This is a genomic window from Actinomyces radicidentis (assembly GCF_001553565.1).
GTDB classification, from domain to species: domain Bacteria; phylum Actinomycetota; class Actinomycetes; order Actinomycetales; family Actinomycetaceae; genus Actinomyces; species Actinomyces radicidentis.
The window spans coordinates 2,285,594-2,304,975 of sequence record NZ_CP014228.1 but is presented as its reverse complement, the minus strand read 5'-3'; the positions used below and the strand labels follow the sequence as shown (position 1 = coordinate 2,304,975).

16 protein-coding genes, 1 tRNA gene and 1 pseudogene are annotated in these 19,382 nt (G+C 73.5%); 9 read left to right on the top strand and 9 right to left on the bottom strand.

Features of this window, described 5'->3' with window-relative positions:
- Positions 1-50 precede the first annotated feature (50 nt).
- The 4 genes from AXF14_RS09840 to AXF14_RS09825 all read right to left on the bottom strand — a co-directional run bounded on the left by AXF14_RS09840 (position 51) and on the right by AXF14_RS09825 (position 3,434).
- On the bottom strand, positions 51-695 hold the full coding sequence (locus AXF14_RS09840; protein ID WP_067942884.1) for a hypothetical protein: 645 nt from the start codon (positions 693-695) through the stop codon (positions 51-53).
- 113 nt (positions 696-808) lie between these two features.
- Entirely contained in the window at positions 809-1,648 is an 840-nt protein-coding gene (locus AXF14_RS09835; protein WP_236755499.1) for an ABC transporter permease, read from the bottom strand.
- 5 nt (positions 1,649-1,653) lie between these two features.
- The gene (locus AXF14_RS09830) at positions 1,654-2,451 is read right to left on the bottom strand and encodes an ABC-2 family transporter permease (protein WP_067942881.1); all 798 of its coding nucleotides are present in this window, start codon (positions 2,449-2,451) and stop codon (positions 1,654-1,656) included.
- A complete protein-coding gene (locus tag AXF14_RS09825) occupies positions 2,451-3,434 on the bottom strand; it encodes an ABC transporter ATP-binding protein (protein WP_067942879.1) in 984 nt (327 codons plus the stop codon). The genes AXF14_RS09830 and AXF14_RS09825 overlap by 1 nt, the downstream gene beginning before the upstream one ends.
- Before the next feature lie 128 nt (positions 3,435-3,562).
- Between AXF14_RS09825 and AXF14_RS09820 the strand changes: the two genes are divergently transcribed.
- Together AXF14_RS09820 and AXF14_RS09815 are read left to right on the top strand one after the other, a co-directional pair.
- Positions 3,563-4,990, top strand: a complete 1,428-nt coding sequence (locus AXF14_RS09820) for a sensor histidine kinase (RefSeq protein ID WP_150118466.1) — start codon at positions 3,563-3,565, stop codon at positions 4,988-4,990.
- A 59-nt stretch (positions 4,991-5,049) separates the two neighbouring features.
- Positions 5,050-5,712 carry a response regulator gene (locus AXF14_RS09815; protein ID WP_236756283.1) on the top strand — a complete coding sequence of 221 codons (663 nt, stop codon included), beginning with the start codon at positions 5,050-5,052 and terminating at the stop codon, positions 5,710-5,712.
- A 142-nt stretch (positions 5,713-5,854) separates the two neighbouring features.
- Here the strand turns inward: AXF14_RS09815 and AXF14_RS09810 are convergent, their stop codons facing one another.
- The gene (locus AXF14_RS09810; RefSeq protein WP_236755480.1) at positions 5,855-6,499 is read right to left on the bottom strand and encodes a vitamin K epoxide reductase family protein; all 645 of its coding nucleotides are present in this window, start codon (positions 6,497-6,499) and stop codon (positions 5,855-5,857) included.
- 240 nt (positions 6,500-6,739) lie between these two features.
- On the opposite strand from AXF14_RS09810, the gene AXF14_RS09805 reads away from it, so the two are divergent.
- Positions 6,740-7,654, top strand: coding sequence for a PhzF family phenazine biosynthesis protein (locus AXF14_RS09805; protein WP_067942874.1), 915 nt, complete (start codon positions 6,740-6,742; stop codon positions 7,652-7,654).
- Positions 7,655-7,711: 57 nt separating this feature from the next.
- On the opposite strand, the gene AXF14_RS09800 is transcribed toward AXF14_RS09805, so the two are convergent.
- Positions 7,712-7,787 (bottom strand) — tRNA-Val (locus tag AXF14_RS09800).
- Between the two features lie 39 nt (positions 7,788-7,826).
- Positions 7,827-8,231 (bottom strand): DUF3052 domain-containing protein, encoded by a 405-nt coding sequence (locus AXF14_RS09795; protein ID WP_067942873.1) that lies wholly within the window; start codon positions 8,229-8,231, stop codon positions 7,827-7,829.
- Positions 8,232-8,600: 369 nt separating this feature from the next.
- On the opposite strand from AXF14_RS09795, the gene aceE reads away from it, so the two are divergent.
- Together aceE and AXF14_RS14795 are read left to right on the top strand one after the other, a co-directional pair.
- Complete coding sequence (gene aceE, locus AXF14_RS09790; protein WP_067942871.1) at positions 8,601-11,351, top strand: pyruvate dehydrogenase (acetyl-transferring), homodimeric type; 2,751 nt, start codon at positions 8,601-8,603, stop codon at positions 11,349-11,351.
- A 411-nt stretch (positions 11,352-11,762) separates the two neighbouring features.
- Positions 11,763-13,010, top strand: a pseudogene (locus AXF14_RS14795) (MFS transporter).
- Positions 13,011-13,092: 82 nt separating this feature from the next.
- Here AXF14_RS14795 and aspA read toward each other — a convergent pair.
- Positions 13,093-14,601: an aspartate ammonia-lyase gene (gene aspA / locus AXF14_RS09780; RefSeq protein ID WP_084355497.1), complete on the bottom strand. Its 1,509-nt coding sequence runs from the start codon at positions 14,599-14,601 to the stop codon at positions 13,093-13,095.
- Positions 14,602-14,840: 239 nt separating this feature from the next.
- Here aspA and AXF14_RS09775 point away from each other — a divergent pair, with 239 nt between their 5' ends.
- From AXF14_RS09775 to AXF14_RS09760, 4 genes are all read left to right on the top strand, one after another.
- A complete protein-coding gene (locus tag AXF14_RS09775; RefSeq protein ID WP_067942869.1) occupies positions 14,841-16,013 on the top strand; it encodes a PucR family transcriptional regulator in 1,173 nt (390 codons plus the stop codon).
- A 1-nt stretch (position 16,014) separates the two neighbouring features.
- Positions 16,015-16,947, top strand: coding sequence for an ACP S-malonyltransferase (locus AXF14_RS09770; protein WP_067942867.1), 933 nt, complete (start codon positions 16,015-16,017; stop codon positions 16,945-16,947).
- 126 nt (positions 16,948-17,073) lie between these two features.
- Positions 17,074-17,325, top strand: a complete 252-nt coding sequence (locus tag AXF14_RS09765) for an acyl carrier protein (protein WP_067942863.1) — start codon at positions 17,074-17,076, stop codon at positions 17,323-17,325.
- 1 nt (position 17,326) lies between these two features.
- Complete coding sequence (locus AXF14_RS09760) at positions 17,327-18,586, top strand: beta-ketoacyl-[acyl-carrier-protein] synthase family protein (protein ID WP_067942861.1); 1,260 nt, start codon at positions 17,327-17,329, stop codon at positions 18,584-18,586.
- A 123-nt stretch (positions 18,587-18,709) separates the two neighbouring features.
- On the opposite strand, the gene AXF14_RS09755 is transcribed toward AXF14_RS09760, so the two are convergent.
- On the bottom strand, positions 18,710-19,258 hold the full coding sequence (locus AXF14_RS09755) for a type 1 glutamine amidotransferase domain-containing protein (RefSeq protein WP_067942859.1): 549 nt from the start codon (positions 19,256-19,258) through the stop codon (positions 18,710-18,712).
- Positions 19,259-19,382: the final 124 nt, after the last annotated feature.

The window sequence follows — 19,382 nt, the reverse complement described above, 5'->3', positions numbered from 1 at the left end:
GCCAACGGCGTCCGCTCCGACGTCCCCCGACCAGCCCGCTCCACGAGCATTCAGAGCGCCCGGCTGAGCACGCCGTCGCCGGGGACGAAGCCCATCCTGGCGAAGTAGCCCGGGTCCGCGACGGCGGCAGGGTCGACGACGAGGGCGCTCACGCCGGTGGCCGCGAGCGCGGGGTGGGCGTAGAGGGCCCGACCGGGCTTGAGGTCGCGGAACCGGTCGGTCACCCAGTCGACGAGCACGCGGGCCGTCGCAGGGGCGCCCTGGGCGGCGCCGTCATCGACGGACTCCATCGCGAAGAGCCCGACGACCTCGTCGTCGCACAGGGTGAGGAAGCAGGTGCGCGCACTGCTCCGGCCCAGCCGGTCGAGCGCGCCCGGGTACGCCTGCTCGATCCCCGACCGGTGCCGCTCGACGAAGCCGGCGACGACGGCGTCGTCGGGGCGCGCCGGGCACACGCTGTAGCGCCGCTCCCCCGCCCGCCGCAGGCGCAGGGGCCAGTACAGGTCGATGATCGTGATCGCGGCGTTCCCTGCGGCGTAGGGCCAGATGCCGAAGACGGCGTTGTAGACGGTGGCGATGAGGCTGCCGGCCAGGTTGAGGCGCCGGAAGCGCCGCACGCTCGGCACCATGAGCGAGAGCACGACGAGCACCGAGCCCGTCCACCCAATGATCTCCCACCACGGGATGTCTGCCACGGCCCGCTCCTCCACTCGCCGTCCGGCCGGTCGACGACGTCGCCGGTCACCGGAGCGTCCTCGCCCCGGTGACCGGTGACCGGTGAGCCCAGCGGGGCGCGCGCCCCGCTCCCTCAGCGGCGCTCCCTGCGCCTCGCGACGAGGACGAGCAGGGTCCAGAACACGAGGCCGGACAGAGCGGTGCCGCGCAGCACCTCGCCGATGGCTCCCCAGCCGAGCGCCCCGGCGCTCGAAAGTGCCGAGGTCCCCAGGGTCAGGGCACGGGTGACGAGGGCGGAGGGCCATACGGTGACCAGCGGGCCGCCCCCGTAGGACAGGCCGAGGCCGACCATCGTGCCCAGGAGGCCGAGCGCCACCGGCGCGCCGAAGGAGGCGAGGAGCATCGCGAGGAGGGACTGGAGCGCGAGGAGCGGCAGCGCGGCGAGGACGCCGAGGACTCCGTCGATGAGGACCGACGCGGGCGGGGCGCCGTCGAGACGGAGGACGAGGACGCCGCTCGCCCAGGCCAGGGCCGTGAGGACCAGCTGCATGACCGCCACGGGGAGGACGCTCACGAGCGTCTTGGCGACGGCGACGCGGACGGCGCCGGCCGGCGTCGTGCGCATCGCGTTCCACGAGCTCCCACGGTGCTCGGGGCGCCAGACGGCGGCGCAGACGAGGGCGACGCCGACGGAGAAGAAGAACAGGCCGTAGAACACGGTGACCTGCCCCATGAAGGCCTCCCAGCCGCTGGAGAGGACGCCCTGGTTCGCGCTGTAGTTGACGGTGCCGGTGACGACGGCGAGCAGGGGCAGGAGGACCGCGAAGACCCAGACCATCGAGCGGCGCAGCTTGATCGTCTCCGCGGCGAGGAGCGCCCGCAGGGAGGCGGGGCGGGGCGACGAGCTGTCGGCTCGGTGCGGAACGGGGTGCCGGGCCGGCTGCGCGGCGGAGTGCTGCTGAATGGAGGGCACGGGGATCACCTCTCGATCCGGTCGAGTCGGGCTGTGAGCGCGAGCAGGCCCGCGGTCGCGATGATGAGGAAGCCCATGACCCAGACCACCGGCGGGGTCGTGTAGGCGACGCTCGCGGCGCCGCCCGCGCCGCCGTCCTGGGCGGCGGGCGCGATGAGCGCCCAGTAGCCCCACGGGACGAGCCGGCACAGCCACGGCGGCATGAGGAGGCAGAACAGGGAGGCGAAGGAGCCGAGGAAGCCGACGCCGACGGTGACGATCTGGTTCTCCACGCGGGCCGCGAGGAGCACGTGCCAGCCGCAGGAGACGGCGTCGACCGCGAGGAGGGCGATGGCGTAGCCGGCCCAGTCACCCGCGCTGATGGGGGCGGTGGCGCCGAGCGCGCGGGAGGCGAGGAGGACGCCTCCGACCTGGACGGCTACGACGGCCGCCAGGGGGAGGCACAGGGCGAGGGTCTTGGCCCGGCAGAGCCGGCCGGGGGTCAGCCCGGAGGCGGCCGCCATGGTCCAGCCCCCTCCGGTGTGCTCGACGTCGGTGAGTCGGCTGGCGAGGACGGCGGTGAGGAGCGGGGAGACGAGGGCGGCGGCCATCGAGGTCCCCAGGAGGAGCTGCGGCCACGGGTCGGCGGGGCCGGTGAGCGCAGCGCGGGCCGAGGTCCCGATCGGCGCGGAGAGCCCGAGGGCGACGAGCAGCAGCGCGGCGGCGATGAGCGGGATGCGCAGGCGTCGGGCCTTGGCGAGCTCGAGCCGGACCGACGTCGTCGTGGTGACGGCGCGCCCGGGAGCGGTGGGTGCGGTCGTCATCAGAGCACCCCCGCCCCGCCGGTGAGGTCCATGAAGACGTCCTCGAGGCTCTGCGTCCGACGGCGCAGCTCGTGGACGGGGACGTCGGCGGCGACGAGCCGCCGGCACAGCTCGGCGACGGCGTCGGGCGTGAGACCGGGCAGCAGCAGTCCGTCGCCGATGCGCTCGGGGGCGGGCCCCGGCTGGAGCACGAGGCCGGCGAGCAGGTCGGCGTCGACGCGCTCCGGAGCCGGGGTGACGAGCTCGACGGCGGGCAGGGAGCGTGCCATGAGCTCGGCGCGGCTGCCCTGGAAGACGAGGCGGCCGGCCGCGAGGATCCCCAGGACGGTGGCCGTGCGGTCGATCTCGTCGAGGAGGTGGCTGGAGACCATGACGGTGACGCCCTCGCCGGCCAGGGAGACGAGGAGGTGGCGGACCTCCTCGATGCCGGCGGGATCGAGTCCGTTGGTGGGCTCGTCGAGGACGAGGAGCTCGGGGTCGCGGGCCAGGGCGAGCGCGATGCCGAGGCGCTGCTTCATCCCGAGCGAGTACTCGCGGACGAGCTTGTCCTTGTGCTCGGTGAGGCGGACGAGGGCGAGGGCCCGGTCCACCTGCGCGTCGGAGAGTCCGAGCATGCGCTGCATGATCCGCATGTTTTCGGCGCCGGTGAGGTGCCCGTAGCCCGGCGGCTGCTCAATCATGGAGCCGGTGCGAGCCATGAGGGGACCGCGGGTGCGGGGCGTGAGCGGCGTGCCGAGGAGGCTCACCTCGCCGCTCGTGGGGGCCAGGAGCCCGAGCAGCATCTTCATGGTGGTGGACTTCCCGGCGCCGTTGGGTCCGAGGAAGCCGTAGACGCAGCCGCGCGGGACGTCGAGGGAGAGGCGGTCGACGACGGTGCGGACCCGTGCCCCGGTCCCGAAGGTCCGCGTCAGCTCGTGGGTACGGACCGCCGGGCCGGCGCCGGGGGCGGCCGACCGTGCGCTGAGGTGTTCGTGCTGGTTCATGGGGGCAACGGTGCCGGGCGCTCGCGGCCGGGGCGTCAGCCCGTGGTCGGGTTCGGTGCGGGCCGTGCCCGCGCGGGCTCATACCGGGGTATGACGAGCCGCTCGCGGACCGTCGATAGCCTGACGGCATGAGATCGAGCGCGGGCGCCCCGGAGGCGGGAACGGAGGCGGCAGCCGCGCCTGCCGCGCCCGCCGCGCTCGCGGTACCGGCCAGGCCGGCCGGGCCCGCCAGGACCGCTGGGTCCGGACTGCCGGGTCGCGCCGAGTCGATCACGGCCGCCCTGCTCCTCGTCGCGGGCGGTCTGAGCGCTCCGGGGACGATGGGAGGCATCATCGCCCTCGGGCGCCAGGACGGCGTCGTCGACGCCGTCGTCTTCGCGTTCCTGGGCCTGGCGGCCGCCGTGGCCGTGCTCGCCCGACGGGCGCGCCCCGGTGCCGCCGTTGTCCTCCTCGGGCTCGTCTGCGCGGCCCACGCAGTCGTCTTCACGACGCTCTCGATCATGGCGCTCGGCGCCTGCCTCGTGGCGGTCGAGACGGCGGCCAGCCGCGTGGCCCGCCCCTGGGCGTGGGTGCTCCTCGCCGCCGGCTACGTCGGCGGTCCGCTGGCGGTGCTCGCGGTGGACGCCGCGGCAGCGACGGGGCCGCTGCCGCTGGAGGTCGTCGCGCAGGCGGTGGTGCTGAGCTGGCTCTTCATGACGGTCGCGCTGCTCGGGGGCCTGCTGCGCCGTCGGTCGCGCGAGCGCCGCGAGCAGGCGGCCGAGCGGCTCGCGATGCTGCGCGCGCAGCAGGAGATGGAGACCCGGCTCGCCGTGGCCGAGGAGCGCGGCCGGATCGCGCGGGAGGTCCACGACGTCGTCGGGCACTCCCTTGCCGTCATCGCGATGCAGGCGGAGGGTGCGCGAGCGGTCCTCGCCCGCGACCCCGAGCGGGCGGACGCGGCGCTGGCCGTCATCGGCGGGACGAGCCGCGCCGCCGTCGACGAGGTCCGCGCCCTCGTCGACGTCCTGCGCACCGACGACGCCGGCTCCCGGGCTCCCCGGGCGGCCGAGCCCCGCGCCACCGGGCCCGCGGCGCCCCTCACCACGCAGCCCGCGGCGCCCCGCGCCACCGAGCCCACCGGGCCGCTCCAGGGAACTGTGCCGGGAGCCCTCGTGTCCGGGCTCCTCGACCTCGTCGGCGCCCTCCGCTCCGGCGGGGCCCGAGTGGCCCTCGCCCTCGAGCTCGCCGAGGACGCCGACGCGTCCGCGCAGGTCGGCGAGTGCCTCGTGGCGGTCGCCCGCGAGGCCACGACGAACGCCCTCCACCACGCCGCCGGCGCGGCGCTGCACCTCCGACTGACCGTGAACCGCGACGGCGCGTGCCTCGAGGTCTCCAACAGCGCCGGCGGAGTGGACGGTCGGCCCTCAGCCCATCGCGAGGGCAGCGGCCTCGCGGGCCTCCGAGCGCGGGTCGGGGCGCTGGGCGGCTCCCTCGACGCCGGCCCGGCCGTTGACGGCGGCTGGCGCGTCCTGGCGTGCGTCCCCGCTCCTGCAGCGCCTGGGGAGGATCCGGCGTGAGCGCGACGATCAGGGTGGCACTCACCGACGACGAGCCCCTCCTCACGGCGGGGCTGTCGATGCTCCTCGGGGCGCAGGAGGACGTCGACGTCGTCTGGGAGGCGCCCGACGGACCGACCGCCCTGGCGCGCTGCGCGAGCGACCCCGTCGACGTCCTCCTCCTCGACGTGCAGATGCCGGGCATGGACGGGATCGAGGTGACGCGCCGCCTCGTGGCCTCGGGCGCGACGTGCCGGGTCGTCATCCTCACCACCTTCGACACGGACGGTTACGTCCTCGGAGCGATCGAGGCCGGGGCCGCGGGCTTCCTCCTGAAGTCGACGCCTCCGGCCGAGCTCCTCGCCGCGGTCAGGGCCGTGAGCGCGGGCGACTCCGTCATCTCGCCCGGGCCGACGCGCCGTCTTCTCAGCGCCGTGAGGACCGGGGCGGGCGCCGGGGCCGGGACAGGGGCGCGGCCCGCCGGCTCGCACACCGCCTCCCGACCGGCCGCTCCCCCGGCGGAGCTCACCGAGCGCGAGCTGGAGGTTCTCCGCCTCGTCGCGCTGGGCCTGACCAACCAGGAGCTGTGCGACCGGCTGTGGCTCTCGATGCCGACGGTCAAGACGCACGTCTCGCACCTGCTCGCCAAGACCGGCGCCCGTGACCGCGTCCAGCTGGTCCTCGAGGCGCTGCGCAGCGGCGTCGTCACCATGGACGAGGTTCTCGCCGAGGCCGCCCGCTGACACGCGTCCGGCCGCGAGCGCCCGCGCTCCAAGTACCGCCCGGCGGAGGGCGTCGCCGTGCCGGGACGCGATGCGGCCCGCCACCGGCGGGGCCGGGTGACGGGCCGCGAGCGGGCGATCGCGCCTCGGTGCAGGCTCGGGCTCAGACGAGGTACTTGAAGGTGACCGCGAGCGCGAGGAGGACGAGCAGCCCGCCCCAGACCCACCAGTCGCGACCGGTGGAGACGAAGTCCCACAGGCCGTCGGAGGAGGGCAGGGCCCCGGTGCGGATGTTGATGCGCGTCAGCCCGGCGAAGACGAGCGTCGTCGTCACGGTGATCGTGAGGCACCAGGGGCACAGCGCGTGGATGACGAAGAAGGACTGGCTGAACAGCCACAGGGCGAAGATGATCGCCACCGTGTAGAAGACGTTGATGAGGAGCATGAAGGAGCGCGGCATGCGCGCTCCGAGCAGCAGCGCCACCGTCACGGTGAGGACGACCGCCTCGAAGAGGATGCCGAAGAAGGCGTTGGGGAAGCCGAGGAGGGTCGCCTGCCAGGAGCGCGCCACCGCCGAGCAGGAGAAGCTCGCGTTGATGTCACAGGCGAAGGAGGCCGCCTCGTTGCTCGTGCCCTCCCAGGCCTCGATCGACAGGACGAAGGAGGCGGTCAGGCCGATCGCGCCGCACACGAGCATCTCGATGAGCGTGGGCAGCATCCAGCGCCGGTTGAGGGTCTCGACGTCGCGGGCGTTGCTCGACTCGACCTCAGGCGCGTCGTCGCGTGCGGTGGTGTCCTGGGTGGTCACGGAGACTCCTCAGTGGGTGGAGAGTGCGTCCTCGCGCCGTCTGCGACGGTTCGAGGGCGGGCTGAGTCTATCCGCGTGCGTGATGCCGCCACCGTGCATCTGCGCGAGGCCGGTCACAGCGGCGCGTCGGGCGTCGCGATCCCCTCATCCGGAGTACCTCCGGGCCGCGCCCCGACCGGCGCGCGCAGGGACGCCCGCGGCGGCCCAAGCACCCGCTGCTCGCCGTTCTACCCTCGCTCCATGATCACCGCGCCGAGCACCGTACCGTCCTCCACGTCCGGCGCCGCGGCTGCGCCCTCTCCCCGAGAGCGCCCCTTCGCCCAGGTCGACGTCTTCGGCTCAGCGCCCTACGCGGGCAACCCGGTCGCCGTCGTCCTCGACGCCGAGGGCCTGTCCGACGAGCGGATGCAGGCGATCGCCCGCTGGACGAACCTGTCGGAGACGACCTTCGTCCTCCCGCCGACGGCGCCCGAGGCCGACTACAGGCTGCGGATCTGGACGCCCGGTGGCGAGCTCCCCTTCGCCGGGCACCCCACCCTCGGATCCGCGCACGCCTGGATCGAGGCCGGCGGCTCGCCCGCGGACCCCTCGCTCATCCGCCAGGAGGTGACGGCGGGCGTCATCTCGATCCGCCGCTCCGACGACGGCGTCCTGTCCTTCCAGGCCCCGCCGACCGTCCACGACGGCCCGCTCGAGCCCGAGCTCCTCGAGCGCCTCACGGCAGCGCTCGGTCTGCGCCCCGAGCAGGTCCTGGCCCACCAGTGGATCGACAACGGGCCCGGCTGGACGGTGCTGCGGCTGGCGAGCGCCGAGGAGGTCCTCGCGGTCGAGCCGGACCTCACCGCGGTGCCCGACGCCATGGTCGGCGTCATCGGCGCGCTCCCCGAGGGCTCAGAGCAGGATCTCGAGATGCGCACCTTCGCCCCGGGCGTCGGCGTCGCGGAGGACCCGGTGTGCGGGTCGATGAACGCCTCGGTGGGCCAGTGGCTGCTGCGCGAGGGCATCGTCGACGGCGGCTACCGGGTCCGTCAGGGGACGGCGCTCGGCCGCTCCGGGGACGTCCGCGTCGGCATCGAGGCCGGTGCCGACGGCGTGCCCGCCGTGTGGGTCGGCGGACCTACGACCACGCTCCTGCGCGGCACGGCCCTCGCCTGAGCGCCCGGCGCGGGCGCGCCGCGACGGGTGATCGGTGGCCCCGGGGGCGCGGAGCGGTGGTGGACCCGGCCGGGTTCGAACCGACGACCGACGCGGTGTAAACGCGTTGCTCTACCAGCTGAGCTACAGGTCCTGTCCGTCGCGCGCGGCCGCCGCGCGCGACGCGGTGGCGTCAGTGCCGCTTGGAGACGACGCGGGTCCCCGCCCAGGACGAGCCCATGGCGGCGGCCGACGTGGCGTGCATGCCCGCGGTCCGGGCCGCCTCCTCGACCTCGAAGGCGTCCACGGCTCCGGCGGTACGTGCCTTGGGGGTGAGCACCCAGATGAGTCCGTCGCCGTCCAGGTTGGCCTGGGCGTCCACGAGGAGATCGGTCAGGGCGTCGACGTCGCCGTCGTCCTCGCGCCACCACACGATCGCGGAGTCCGCGACGTCCTCGTAGTCCTCGTCGACGAGCTCGGTACCCGTCTCCGCGGTCACGGCGGAGCGCAGCGCCTCGTCGACGTCGTCGTCGTAGCCGAACTCCTGGATGATGAGGCCGGAGGCGAAGCCGAAGGCCGCGCCCGGTGTGCTCGTCACTGTGTCCACTCCGTCCCTGGGGGCACCGCCCCGGTCCGCCCGCGCGCCCGCGCGGGCGCCGGTCCCCTGCGGACCGGCTGACCCTAGCCCACCGCACCGCGGGCTCCCAGCGCAAGCGAACACGCGCGCCGCCGCGCGAACGTCACCTCGGGCGCCGTCGGAGCGCGCCGACCTCCGACCTCGACCGGTGCCCCACCTCACAGGCCGAATGGGACTTTCTGCCCCTCTGGGGGAGACTCGGACCCCCGTGAGCCCGTAGATTGGAGAGGTCAGATCCCGGTGGCCCCGGCCCCGTCACAGCCGCGGCGCCCGACCACGAGTCACGGTACCGCCGGCCACCACCGCACAGACGCGAGGAAGAAGGAATCCGTGAGCCCCACCAGCGACTCCGCGCCGCTCATCGACGGCCTCCTGACCAAGGTCGACGACAACGACCCCGAGGAGACCAAGGAGTGGCACGACTCCCTCGACGCGCTCATCCAGGAGAAGGGCGGCCCCCGCGCCCGCTTCATCCTCCTGTCGATGCTCGCCGAGGCCCGCAAGAAGAACGTCACGCTCCCGGCCCAGACGACCACCCCGTACGTCAACACGATCAACGTCGAGGACGAGCCCTACTTCCCCGGTGACGAGGACATCGAGCGCACCTACCGCCGGTGGCTCCGCTGGAACGCCGCCGTCATGGTCACCCGCGCCCAGCGCCCCGGCATCGGCGTCGGCGGCCACATCTCCTCCTACGCGTCCACCGCGACCATGTACGAGGTCGGCCTCAACCACTTCTTCCGCGGCAAGGACCACCCGGGCGGCGGCGACCACGTCTTCTTCCAGGGCCACTCCTCCCCCGGCAACTACGCCCGCGCCTTCATCGAGGGCCGCCTCACCGAGGACGACCTCGACGGCTTCCGCCAGGAGTACTCCCACCCCGCCGCCACCGGCGGCCGCGGCCTGCCCTCCTACCCGCACCCGCGCCGCATGGAGGACTTCTGGGAGTACCCCACCGTCTCCATGGGTCTCGGCCCCTCGGAGGCCATCTACCAGGCCTGGTTCGACCGCTACCTCCAGGGCGCCGGCCTCAAGGACACCTCCCAGCAGCACACCTGGGCCTTCCTCGGCGACGGCGAGATGGACGAGCCCGAGTCCCGCGGCATGCTGCAGCTCGCCGCGAGCCAGCAGCTCGACAACCTGACCTTCGTCGTCAACTGCAACCTGCAGCGCCTCGACGGCCCGGTCCGCGGCAACGGCAAGATCGTCCAGGAGCTCGAGGCCTCGTTCAAGGGCGCCGGCTGGAACGTCATCAAGGTGATGTGGGGCCGCGGCTGGGACCGGCTCCTCGCCGCCGACAAGGACCACGCCCTCGAGCACCTCATGATGGAGACGCTCGACGGCGACTACCAGACCATGAAGGCCAACGACGGCGCCTACGTCCGCGAGCACTTCTTCAACAAGGACCCGCGCACGGCCGCCCTCGTCAAGGACTGGACCGACGAGGAGATCTGGGCCCTCCAGCGCGGCGGCAACGACTACCGCAAGATGTACGCCGCCTACAAGGCCGCCATGGAGCACAAGGGCCAGCCGACGGTCATCCTCGCGCAGACCGTCAAGGGCTACCTGCTCGGCTCGCACTTCGCCGGCCGCAACGGCACGCACCAGATGAAGAAGCTCAAGCTGGACGACCTCAAGGGCCTGCGCGACCGCCTGCACATCCCCTTCACGGACGAGCAGCTCGAGGCCGACCCGTACAACCCGCCGTACTACAAGCCGGCGGACGACGACCCGGCCCTGCTCTACATGCTCGAGCGCCGCAAGCAGCTCGGTGGCTTCCTGCCCGAGCGCCGCGACGTCGGCAACGAGCTCGAGCTCCCCGGGGACAAGACCTACGACGTCCTCAAGGGCGGCTCCGGCAAGCGCGAGGTCGCCTCGACGATGGCCTTCGTCCAGCTCCTCAAGGAGCTCATCAAGGACAAGAAGATCGGCCGTCGCTTCGTGCCGATCGTCCCCGACGAGTCGCGCACCTTCGGCCTGGAGTCCCTCTTCCCGACGAAGAAGATCTTCAACACGCTCGGCCAGAACTACACGCCGGTCGACGCCGAGATGATGCTCTCCTACCGCGAGTCCACCTCCGGCCAGGTCATGCACACCGGCATCAACGAGGCCGGCTCGGCCTCGGCGTTCCAGGTCGTCGGCACCAGCTACGCGACCCACGGCGTGCCGATGGTCCCCGTCTACATCTTCTACTCGATGTTCGGCTTCCAGCGCACCGGCGACCAGTTCTGGGCCGCGGGCGACCAGCTGGCGCGCGGCTTCGTCATCGGGGCCACCGCCGGCCGCACGACGCTCACCGGTGAGGGCACCCAGCACATGGACGGCCACTCGCCGCTCATCGCCTGGACGAACGACGCCTTCGTGTCCTACGACCCGTGCTACGCCTACGAGATCCGGCACATCGTGCGCGACGCCCTCGAGCGCTGGTACGGCCCCGACTCGGGCCGCGACCGCAACAAGATGTACTACCTCACGGTGTACAACGAGCCGATGGTCCAGCCGGCCGAGCCGGAGGGCGTCGACGTCGAGGGCATCCTCAAGGGCATCCACAAGATCGCCGACGCCCCCGCCGGCGACGGCCCCGAGGTCCAGCTCATGGCTTCCGGCGTCGGTGTCCCGTGGGTCCTCGAGGCTCAGCGCCTCCTGTCCGAGGAGTGGGGCGTGCGAGCCTCCGTGTGGTCCGTGACCTCCTGGTCCGAGCTGCGCCGCGAGGCCCTCGAGGTCGAGCAGGCCAACTTCCTCCACCCGGAAGAGAACCGCACGCCGTACCTCGCCGACAAGCTCGCCGGCGCGGAGGGCCCCTTCGTCGCCACGAGCGACTACGACCACGCGGTCCCCGACCTCATCCGCCAGTGGGTCCCGGGCGACTACCACGTCCTCGGCGCCGACGGCTTCGGCTTCTCCGACACCCGCGCCTCGGCGCGCCGTCACTACCTCATCGACGCCGAGTCGGTGACGGTCAAGGCGCTCCAGGCCCTCGTCGAGCAGGGCAAGCTGGACCGCTCGGTCCTCGCCAAGGCCCTCGAGAGGTACGACCTCGAGAACGTCAACGCCGGCACCTCCGGCGGCCAGGGCGAGTGACGTCCTGAGCCGGACCACCGGCTGACACGACGAACGGGGCGGGGCCCCGGAGGAGAGATCCTCCGGGGCCCCGCCCCTCGTCGTGCCCGGCTCCCCCGGAACCGTGCCCGGGACCGTGACCTTCGTTCGCCGTTCCTCAGCCGCCCATCAGGAGGGCCCGCCCCGTGCGTCACACGCCACACTGACCGCGGACGAGACGTCCCAGAAGGCCCCGCTCCGGCTTGGATAGCGTCGCAGGGCGACACGGTCTTCCACCGGTGGTTCCCGGTGCGTCCCAGCGGCGGCTCCCCAGGGCCGCCAGCCGCTCCCGAAGGAGAGCCCGCAGTGACGGCGCCGTCCCCGACCGACGCCGGAGCCCGGTCCGCCCACGCGGTCGGCCGACAGGCCGCCCGGTCCAGCGCCGTCGGCTCGATGCTCGAGTTCTACGACTTCCTCACCTACACGCAGGCCGTGGCGCTCGTCTTCCCAGCCGTCTTCTTCCCGTCGGAGAACCCGGCCCTGGCAATCATCGCCTCCCTGGGCACCTTCGGCGTCGGCTACCTCGCGCGCCCGGTAGTCATCTTCGTCCTCGGGGCAATGGCCGACCGACGCGGTCGCCGCCACACGCTCATCCTTACGATGGCGCTCATGGGGTCCTCGACCGTCGCCCTGGGCGTCCTGCCGGGCAACGCGCAGACCGGCGTGCTCGCACCGATCCTCCTCGTGGCCTGCCGCCTCGTGCAGGGCTTCGCCGTCGCTGGTGGGACCTCGGGGTCCTCGACGCTCATCATGGGGCAGACGCAGGTCGGGCTGCGCGGCCGACGCACCTCGGTCACGCTCCAGGGCGCTCAGCTGGGGCAGATCGTGTCGGCGATGACCTTCATCCCGCTCGCCGCGCTCCTGCCAAGCACCGCCTTCGAATCCTAGGGCTGGCGGATCCCCTTCCTCGTCTCCGCGGCGGTCACCCTCCTCGGCTTCCGCGCCCGCCTCGCCACGGTGGAGTCGAAGCCGACGTCCCATGAGGCGATCCCTCCGATCCGCCGGGTGCTCACCGAGACGCCCGGCACGGTCATACGGGTCATGGTCATGTCCCTGGCCAACGTCATCCCCGTGACGACGACGGTCTTCGGTGCCTGGCTCGCCACTCAGAAGGACTACGGGATCGGCTGGCACGCCGACGTCTTCCTCTGGATCCCGGTGCTCGGCAACCTCGCCGCCGTCCTCATCATCCCAGCGGCCGCGGCGGCCTCCGACCGCGTCGGGCGGCGCCCACTCCTCATCGGCGGCACACTGACCTCGGGCGTCCTGTCCTTCGCCTCCCTGTGGGCGATCGGCCGGGAGTCGATACTCCTCATCATCGTCCTGGCGCTCGTCATGCGGGGCACGCTCTACCAGGGTTACGATGCCGTCTTCCCCTCCTTCTTTCCGGAGCAGTTCCCCACCTCGAGCCGCGTGATGGGCATGGCGATAGGCCAGAACCTCGGGACGGCCCTGTCCAGCCTCATGGCGATGGCTTCGCGTGGCTGTGCCCGCCCGGAACCTCCTTCGGCTTCATCATCGCCGTCGTCGGCGGGCTCACCTTCGGCACGACCTGCCTCGTCGCCGTGGCGGCGTGGCGCTCGCCGGAGACGAGCCGACTGCGCGCCGACGCCCTCGGTGAGCCCGGGGCGAGGTCCCTGACCGACAACGAGTACCGACGCACGTGCGCCGAGGCCCTCGAGGCGGCCTCGGCGCACGCCGCCTGAGCGCGAACGAACGACGCTCAGTCGCCCTCGTCGGGCGAGGCGGCGGACGGCGGCGTGCACGCCTCGTCCGGCGTCGTCCCGGTGCGGATGGTGGGGTCCGCGCCGGAGTAGTAGGACATGTCGCGGTAGTGCGGGTGGAGGAGGTTGTCGGGGCTGAGGAGCTCGTCGAGCGTCCTCTCGTCGAGCAGGCCCATCTCCAGGACGACCTCGCGGACGTTGCGCCCCGACCGGGCGCACTCGCGACCGACGAGGTCGCCGTTGTGGTGGCCGATGACCTCGTTGAGGTAGGTGACGATCCCGATCGAGGACAGGACGTTGTTCCGGCAGACCTCCTCGTTGGCCTCGATGCCGATGACGCACAGCTCGCGAAGGGTGCGCATGGCGTTGATGAGCAGGCTGATCGACTCGAAGGAGGTCTGGGCGATGACCGGCTCCATGACGTTGAGCTGGAGCTGGCCGGCCTCCGCCGCGAAGGTGAGGGCGACGTCGTTGCCGATGACCTTGAAGCAGACCTGGTTGACGACCTCGGGGATGACCGGGTTGACCTTGGCCGGCATGATCGAGGACCCGGCGGCGCGCTCGGGAAGGCGGATCTCCCCCAGGCCCGCGCGGGGGCCGGAGGACAGCAGGCGCAGGTCGTTGCAGATCTTGGAGAGCTTGACCGCGAGCCGCTTGATGGCGGCGTGCATCGACACGTAGGCGCCCGTGTCGCTGGTGGCCTCCAGGAGGTTGGTGGCGCCCTTGACCTCCAGGCCCGTGATCTCGCTGAGGTACCGCACGACGGTGGGCTGGTAGGCGGGCGGGGTGTTGAGCCCGGTGCCGATGGCGGTCGCGCCGAGGTTGACCTCGAGGAGGAGGCCGGAGTTGGCGCGCAGGCGCGGGATCTCCTCGCCCAGGAGCACGGCGAAGGCCTCGAACTCCTGGCCCAGGCTCATCGGGACGGCGTCCTGGAGCTGGGTGCGCCCCATCTTGAGGACGTCCTTGAACTGGACGCCCTTGGAGGACAGGGAGTCGATGAGTCGCTCGAGCTCCTCGATGAGCGCCTCGACGAGCTGGTGCAGGCCGATGCGGAAGCCGGTGGGGTAGGCGTCGTTCGTGGACTGGGACTTGTTGACGTGGTCGTTGGGGTTGATGACGTCGTAGCGGCCCTTGGCGTAGCCCAGGTGCTCAAGAGCGAGGTTGGCGACGACCTCGTTGGTGTTCATGTTGACGCTCGTGCCGGCGCCGCCCTGGAAGACGTCGATGGGGAACTGGTCCATGCAGCGGCCGTCGTCGAGGATCTGGTCGCAGGCCCACACGATGGCGTCGGCCTTGTCCGGCTCGAGGGTCCCGAGCTCCTTGTTGGCCAGGGCGGCGGCCTTCTTGACCTGGACCATGCCTCGTACGAAGGCCGGCTCGTCGCCGATGGTGGCGTGCGAGATGCGGTAGTTCTCCTCGGCGCGCAGGGTGTGGACGCCCCAGTACGCCTCGAGCGGGACCTGTCGGGCGCCGAGGAGGTCCTCCTCGGTGCGGGTGGCCTGTGTCATCGTGGATCCTCCGTGGATCGGTCTCGTGAACCGTGGTGCGGCACGTCTCCTCGTCGAGGCGGGCCGGGCGCGGCCTGACGCGACGGCGTCGGCGTGTGCCCGCCCCTCAGGTTACAGGCATGTTTCACGTGATGGGAGTGGTCACCACCGGGCGTCGTCGGACCCAGGTGGCTGGGGCCCCGGCGCCCGCCCCCCCCACCGGCACTCGACCCGACCGGCCTGCCGATACGATGCCGGACATGGACGAGCTGAGCACCCCCGCGGTGGAGGCCCTGCGCCGCGCGCAGACCTCGATCATCGAGCACTCGCTGGACCGCGTCAGCGCCAGCCACCCCTGGTACCGGACGCTGCCCGCGGAGCCGCGCCACCAGATCGAGGCCGTCGCCTCCCTCGGCGTCACCATGTTCGTCGACTCCGTCGCCGACCCGAGCGCCGAGGTCTCCCCCGGCGGAATCTTCTCCGTCGCCCCCGAGCGACTCACCGGAACCATCACCCTGGGCCAGACCCTCGGCCTCGTGCGCTCCGTGCTCGACGTCGTCGTCGAGGAGGCGCCCGAGGTCGTCCCCGAGCGCGACCACGACCGCGTCGCCATCGCCGCGCTCTCCTTCGGCCGCGACATCGGCTTCACCGCCGCCGAGGTCTACGCCCGCGCCGCCGAGGCGCGCGGCGCCTGGGACGCGCGCCTGGAGTCGGTCGCCGTGGACGCCATGCTCCACGACGCGCCCGAGGACGCCGTGACCCGCGCCGGCACGGCCGGCTGGCACGGCACCGGCCCCGTCGCCACGATCGCCGCGCGCACGCCCGGGCTCGACGCGCTCGGCACCTCCCGGCTGCGCCACGAGTGCCGCCAGCACACCTCCGACGTCCTCGTCTCCGTGCGCGGGGACTCCGTCATCATCGTCATCGGCGCGGCCGCACCCGACGGCACCGCCGCCGAGCACGAGGTCGACCAGGCCGCCCTCGCCATCGCCAAGGAGCTCGGGGGGGCCGCCGTCATCGGGCCCGTCGTCCCCACCGTCGCCCAGGCGGGCCGCTCCCTGCGCGCCGCCCTCGCCGGACTTCGGGCGCTGCCCGGCTGGCACGAGGCGCCCAACCCCGTTCACGCCGACGACCTCCTGCCCGAGCGGCTCCTCGCCGGCGACGAGCTCGCCACCGAGCGTATCCTCGCCCTCGTGACCAAGCCGCTCCACGAGATGGGCGACCCCTTCGAGGAGACGGTGGCGACCTATCTCGCGCTCGGCGGCTCCCTCGAGGCCACGGCCCGCACGCTCTTCGTCCACGCGAACACCGTCCGGTACCGGCTCGGGCGCGTGAGCGAGCAGGTCGGATGGGACGCGACCGACCCCCGCGACGGCCTCATGCTCCACCTCGCGATCATCGCGGGTCGGCTCGCTGAGGGCCGGGAGGTCTGAGGTGCGCGCGATCCTCTGCCCCGGCCAGGGCGCCCAGAAGCCCAGGATGCTCGAGCCCTGGCTCGTAGACGACGGCGCCCGCCACCTCCTGGGAGCGATGTCCGAGGCGGCCGGGCTCGACCTGCTGCGACTGGGGACCGAGGCCGACGCCGAGGCGATCCGCCCCACCGAGGTCACCCAGCCGCTCGTCGTGGCCACCAGCCTGATCTCGGCGCGCGCGGCCGGGCTGCTCCGCGACGAGGGACCGGTGGACCAGGACAGCGCGGCGACGCCCGACGCCGTCGTCACCGGTCACTCGCTCGGCTCGCTCACCGCCCTGGCCCTCGCGGGCGCACTGGCACCCTTCGAGGCGGTCGCCCTGGCAGCCGCCCGCGGCCGGGCGATGGCCCGCTGCTCCGCCGCGACCTCCGGTGGCATGGTGGCCCTCGTGGGCGGGGACCGCGAGGCGGTCCTCGAGGCCGTCCGCGCGGCAGGGCTCACCGCCGCCAACGTCAACGGCTCGACGCAGGTCGTCGCCTCCGGCCCCAGCGCCGCGATCGACGCGCTCGAGGCGCCCGCCGGCGCGCGGCGCCTCCCCCTCGCCGTCGCGGGCGCCTTCCACTCCCCTCTCATGGCCGCGGCCGCGCCCGAGGTCGCCGAGGCCGTCGCGCCGCTCCCCCGCCGCAGCCTCGTCCGGCCGCTCATCGACGACGCCGACGGCGTGCTGCACCCCGAGGGCGAGGACGCCGGCGGGCTCCTCGACGACCTCGCGGCGAAGGTGACCCGCCCCGTGCGATGGGACCTCGTCCAGGAGCGCCTGCTCGGCTCGGGCACCGACGCCGCCGTCGAGCTCGCCCCCGCGGGCGCCCTCGCGGGCATGGCGCGCCGGGACCTGCCCGGGGTCCGTGTGACGCGACTGCGCTCCCTGGAGGAGGCCGCGAAGCGGGCCGACTGAGCCGGTCTGCTCGCCCGCCGCGGACGGGCGCGCCGTCGACCGACCCCGGGCGCCGTCCGTGCGTCACAATGGGCGCCAGCCGGCGGCGACCGCCGCCACCCGCACCCCGGAACCAAGGAGCACCCCATGGCCGACGAGACCACCGACGTCCTCACCGCCATCGCCGACCTCACCGCCGAGGAGGCCGGCACGGACGCCGCCTCCATCACCCGCGAGACCCGCTTCGCCGACGACCTCGACATCGACTCCCTCGGCCTGCTCACCATCGCGACCCAGGTCGAGGAGCGCTTCGGCGTCGCCCTCGACGACTCCCTCATCCCGACCCTGCCCACCGTCGGCGCCCTCGCCGACCTCGTCACCGAGCAGAAGCAGGCCTGAGGTGGGGGCCGCGCCGGAGGCGGCCGCGCTGCCGCCCCGCACCGTCGTCGTCACCGGCCTCGGCACCACCAACCCCCTCGGCGGGGACGCGCCGTCCACGTGGGCGGCCCTGCACCAGGGCCGCTGCGCCGTCGGGGCGCTCGAGGAGCCCTGGGCCGAGGATCACGCGCTGCCGGTCCGGGTGGCCGCGCCGCTCGCCGTCGAGCCGGCCGAGCTGCTCACGCCGAAGGAGCGGCGCCGCCTCGACCGCGCCAGCCAGGTGGTCCTGCTCGCCGCCCGCGAGGCCTGGGCGCAGGCCGGCTCCCCCGAGGTCGACGGCGAGCGCCTTGCCGTCTCCGTCTCCCCGGGCATGGGACCGGTCCTCTCCGTCATGGAGGCCTGGGACGCGCTGCGCGAGAAGGGGCCGCGCCGGGTCCTGCCCACGGCGGTGCCGGCGCTCATGCCGAACGCGCCGGCGGCCACCGTCGGCATCGAGCTCGGCGCCATGGCCGGGATCCACGCCCCCGTGTCGGCCTGCGCCTCGGGCGCCGAGGCCATCGCCTACGGCGCGGACCTCATCGCGCTGGACCGCGCCGACGTCGTGGTGGCCGGTGGTACGGACGCGGCCCTGCACCCCATGACGGTCGCCGCCTTCGGCGCCATGCGCGCCCTGTCGACCCGCGACGACGACCCGACGACGGCCTCGCGCCCCTTCGCGCCCGACCGGGACGGCTTCGTCCTCGGCGAGGGCGCCGGGGTCCTCGTCCTCGAGTCCGCCGCCCACGCGGCGGACAGGGGTGCCGAGGTGCTCGCCGTCCTCGCCGGCGCGGCCGTGACCGCCGACGCCTACGACGTCGCCCGGCCCGAGCCGAGCGGAGCCCAGCAGGAGCGCGCGCTGCGTCTCGCCCTGGAGCGGGCGGGTCTGTCCCCCGAGGACCTCGGGCACGTCAACGCCCACGCCACCTCGACCCCGGCCGGCGACGTCGTCGAGGCGCGGGTGCTCGCGCGCACCGTCCCAGGAGCGGCCGTGAGCGCGACGAAGTCCGCGACCGGGCACCTCCTCGGCGGCGCGGGCGGCCTCGAGGCGGTCCTCACCGTCATGGCGCTCGTGGAGGGCTGGCTGCCGCCGACGCTCCTGCCCGGCGGCATCGCCCCCGAGATCGTGGGGACGGGGCTCGACGTCGTCGGCCCCGAGGGCCGCGAGCTTCCGGGGCTGCGAGCCGCCGCCTCGACCTCCTTCGGCTTCGGCGGCCACGACGTCGCCCTCGTCCTCACGCGCTGAGGGGCCGCGCCCGCGGGCGCCCTCCGGCACGCCGGAGCGGGGCCGCACCCCTGATGGGTGCGGCCCCGCTCCGTGTCCGTGCTCCCGTCCGCCGGTCGCGCCCAGCGGCCCGGGGAGCTGCGATCAGGCGCGCTCGGGCACCTCGTCGATGATCGCCTGGTTGAAGTCCTCGAGGTCACCGGGGTTGCGCGAGGTGATGAGGGTCCACCCCTTGGCGGGGCAGACCTTGACGGACTGGTCCACCCAGGAGCCGCCGGCGTTCTCGAGGTCCGGGCGGATGGACGTGTACGAGGTGAGGGTCTTGCCCTCGACGACGCCGGAGTCGATGAGGATCCACGGTCCGTGGCAGATCGTGGCGACGGTCTTCCCCGCCTCGGTGAACTCCTTGACGAGGCCGCGCGCGGTGTCGTCGATGCGGAGGGTGTCGGCGTTGACGGTGCCGCCGGGGATCACGAGGACGTCGTAGCCCTCGGCGGAGACCCCGGACAGGGCGGTGTCGACGTCCTGGACGGAGGCCCAGTCCTTGTCGGAGGTGACGGTCTGGGCGGGCTCGCCGGTGGTGGAGGCGACGGTGACGTCGAAGCCCGCTGCCCGGAGGGAGTCGCGCGGGGAGACCAGCTCGGGCTCCTCGATCCCGAAGTCGGTGACGGCGATGAGGGCCTTGCGTGCCATGGGTACTGCCTTTCCTCAGGTGGTGCTGTCACGGGGGCAACGGCTCGGGGCGGGCGGATATTCCGGCCCGGGCGCCGGTGACGCGACGAGCGGGGCCGCACCCGCGGGTGCGGCCCCACTCGTG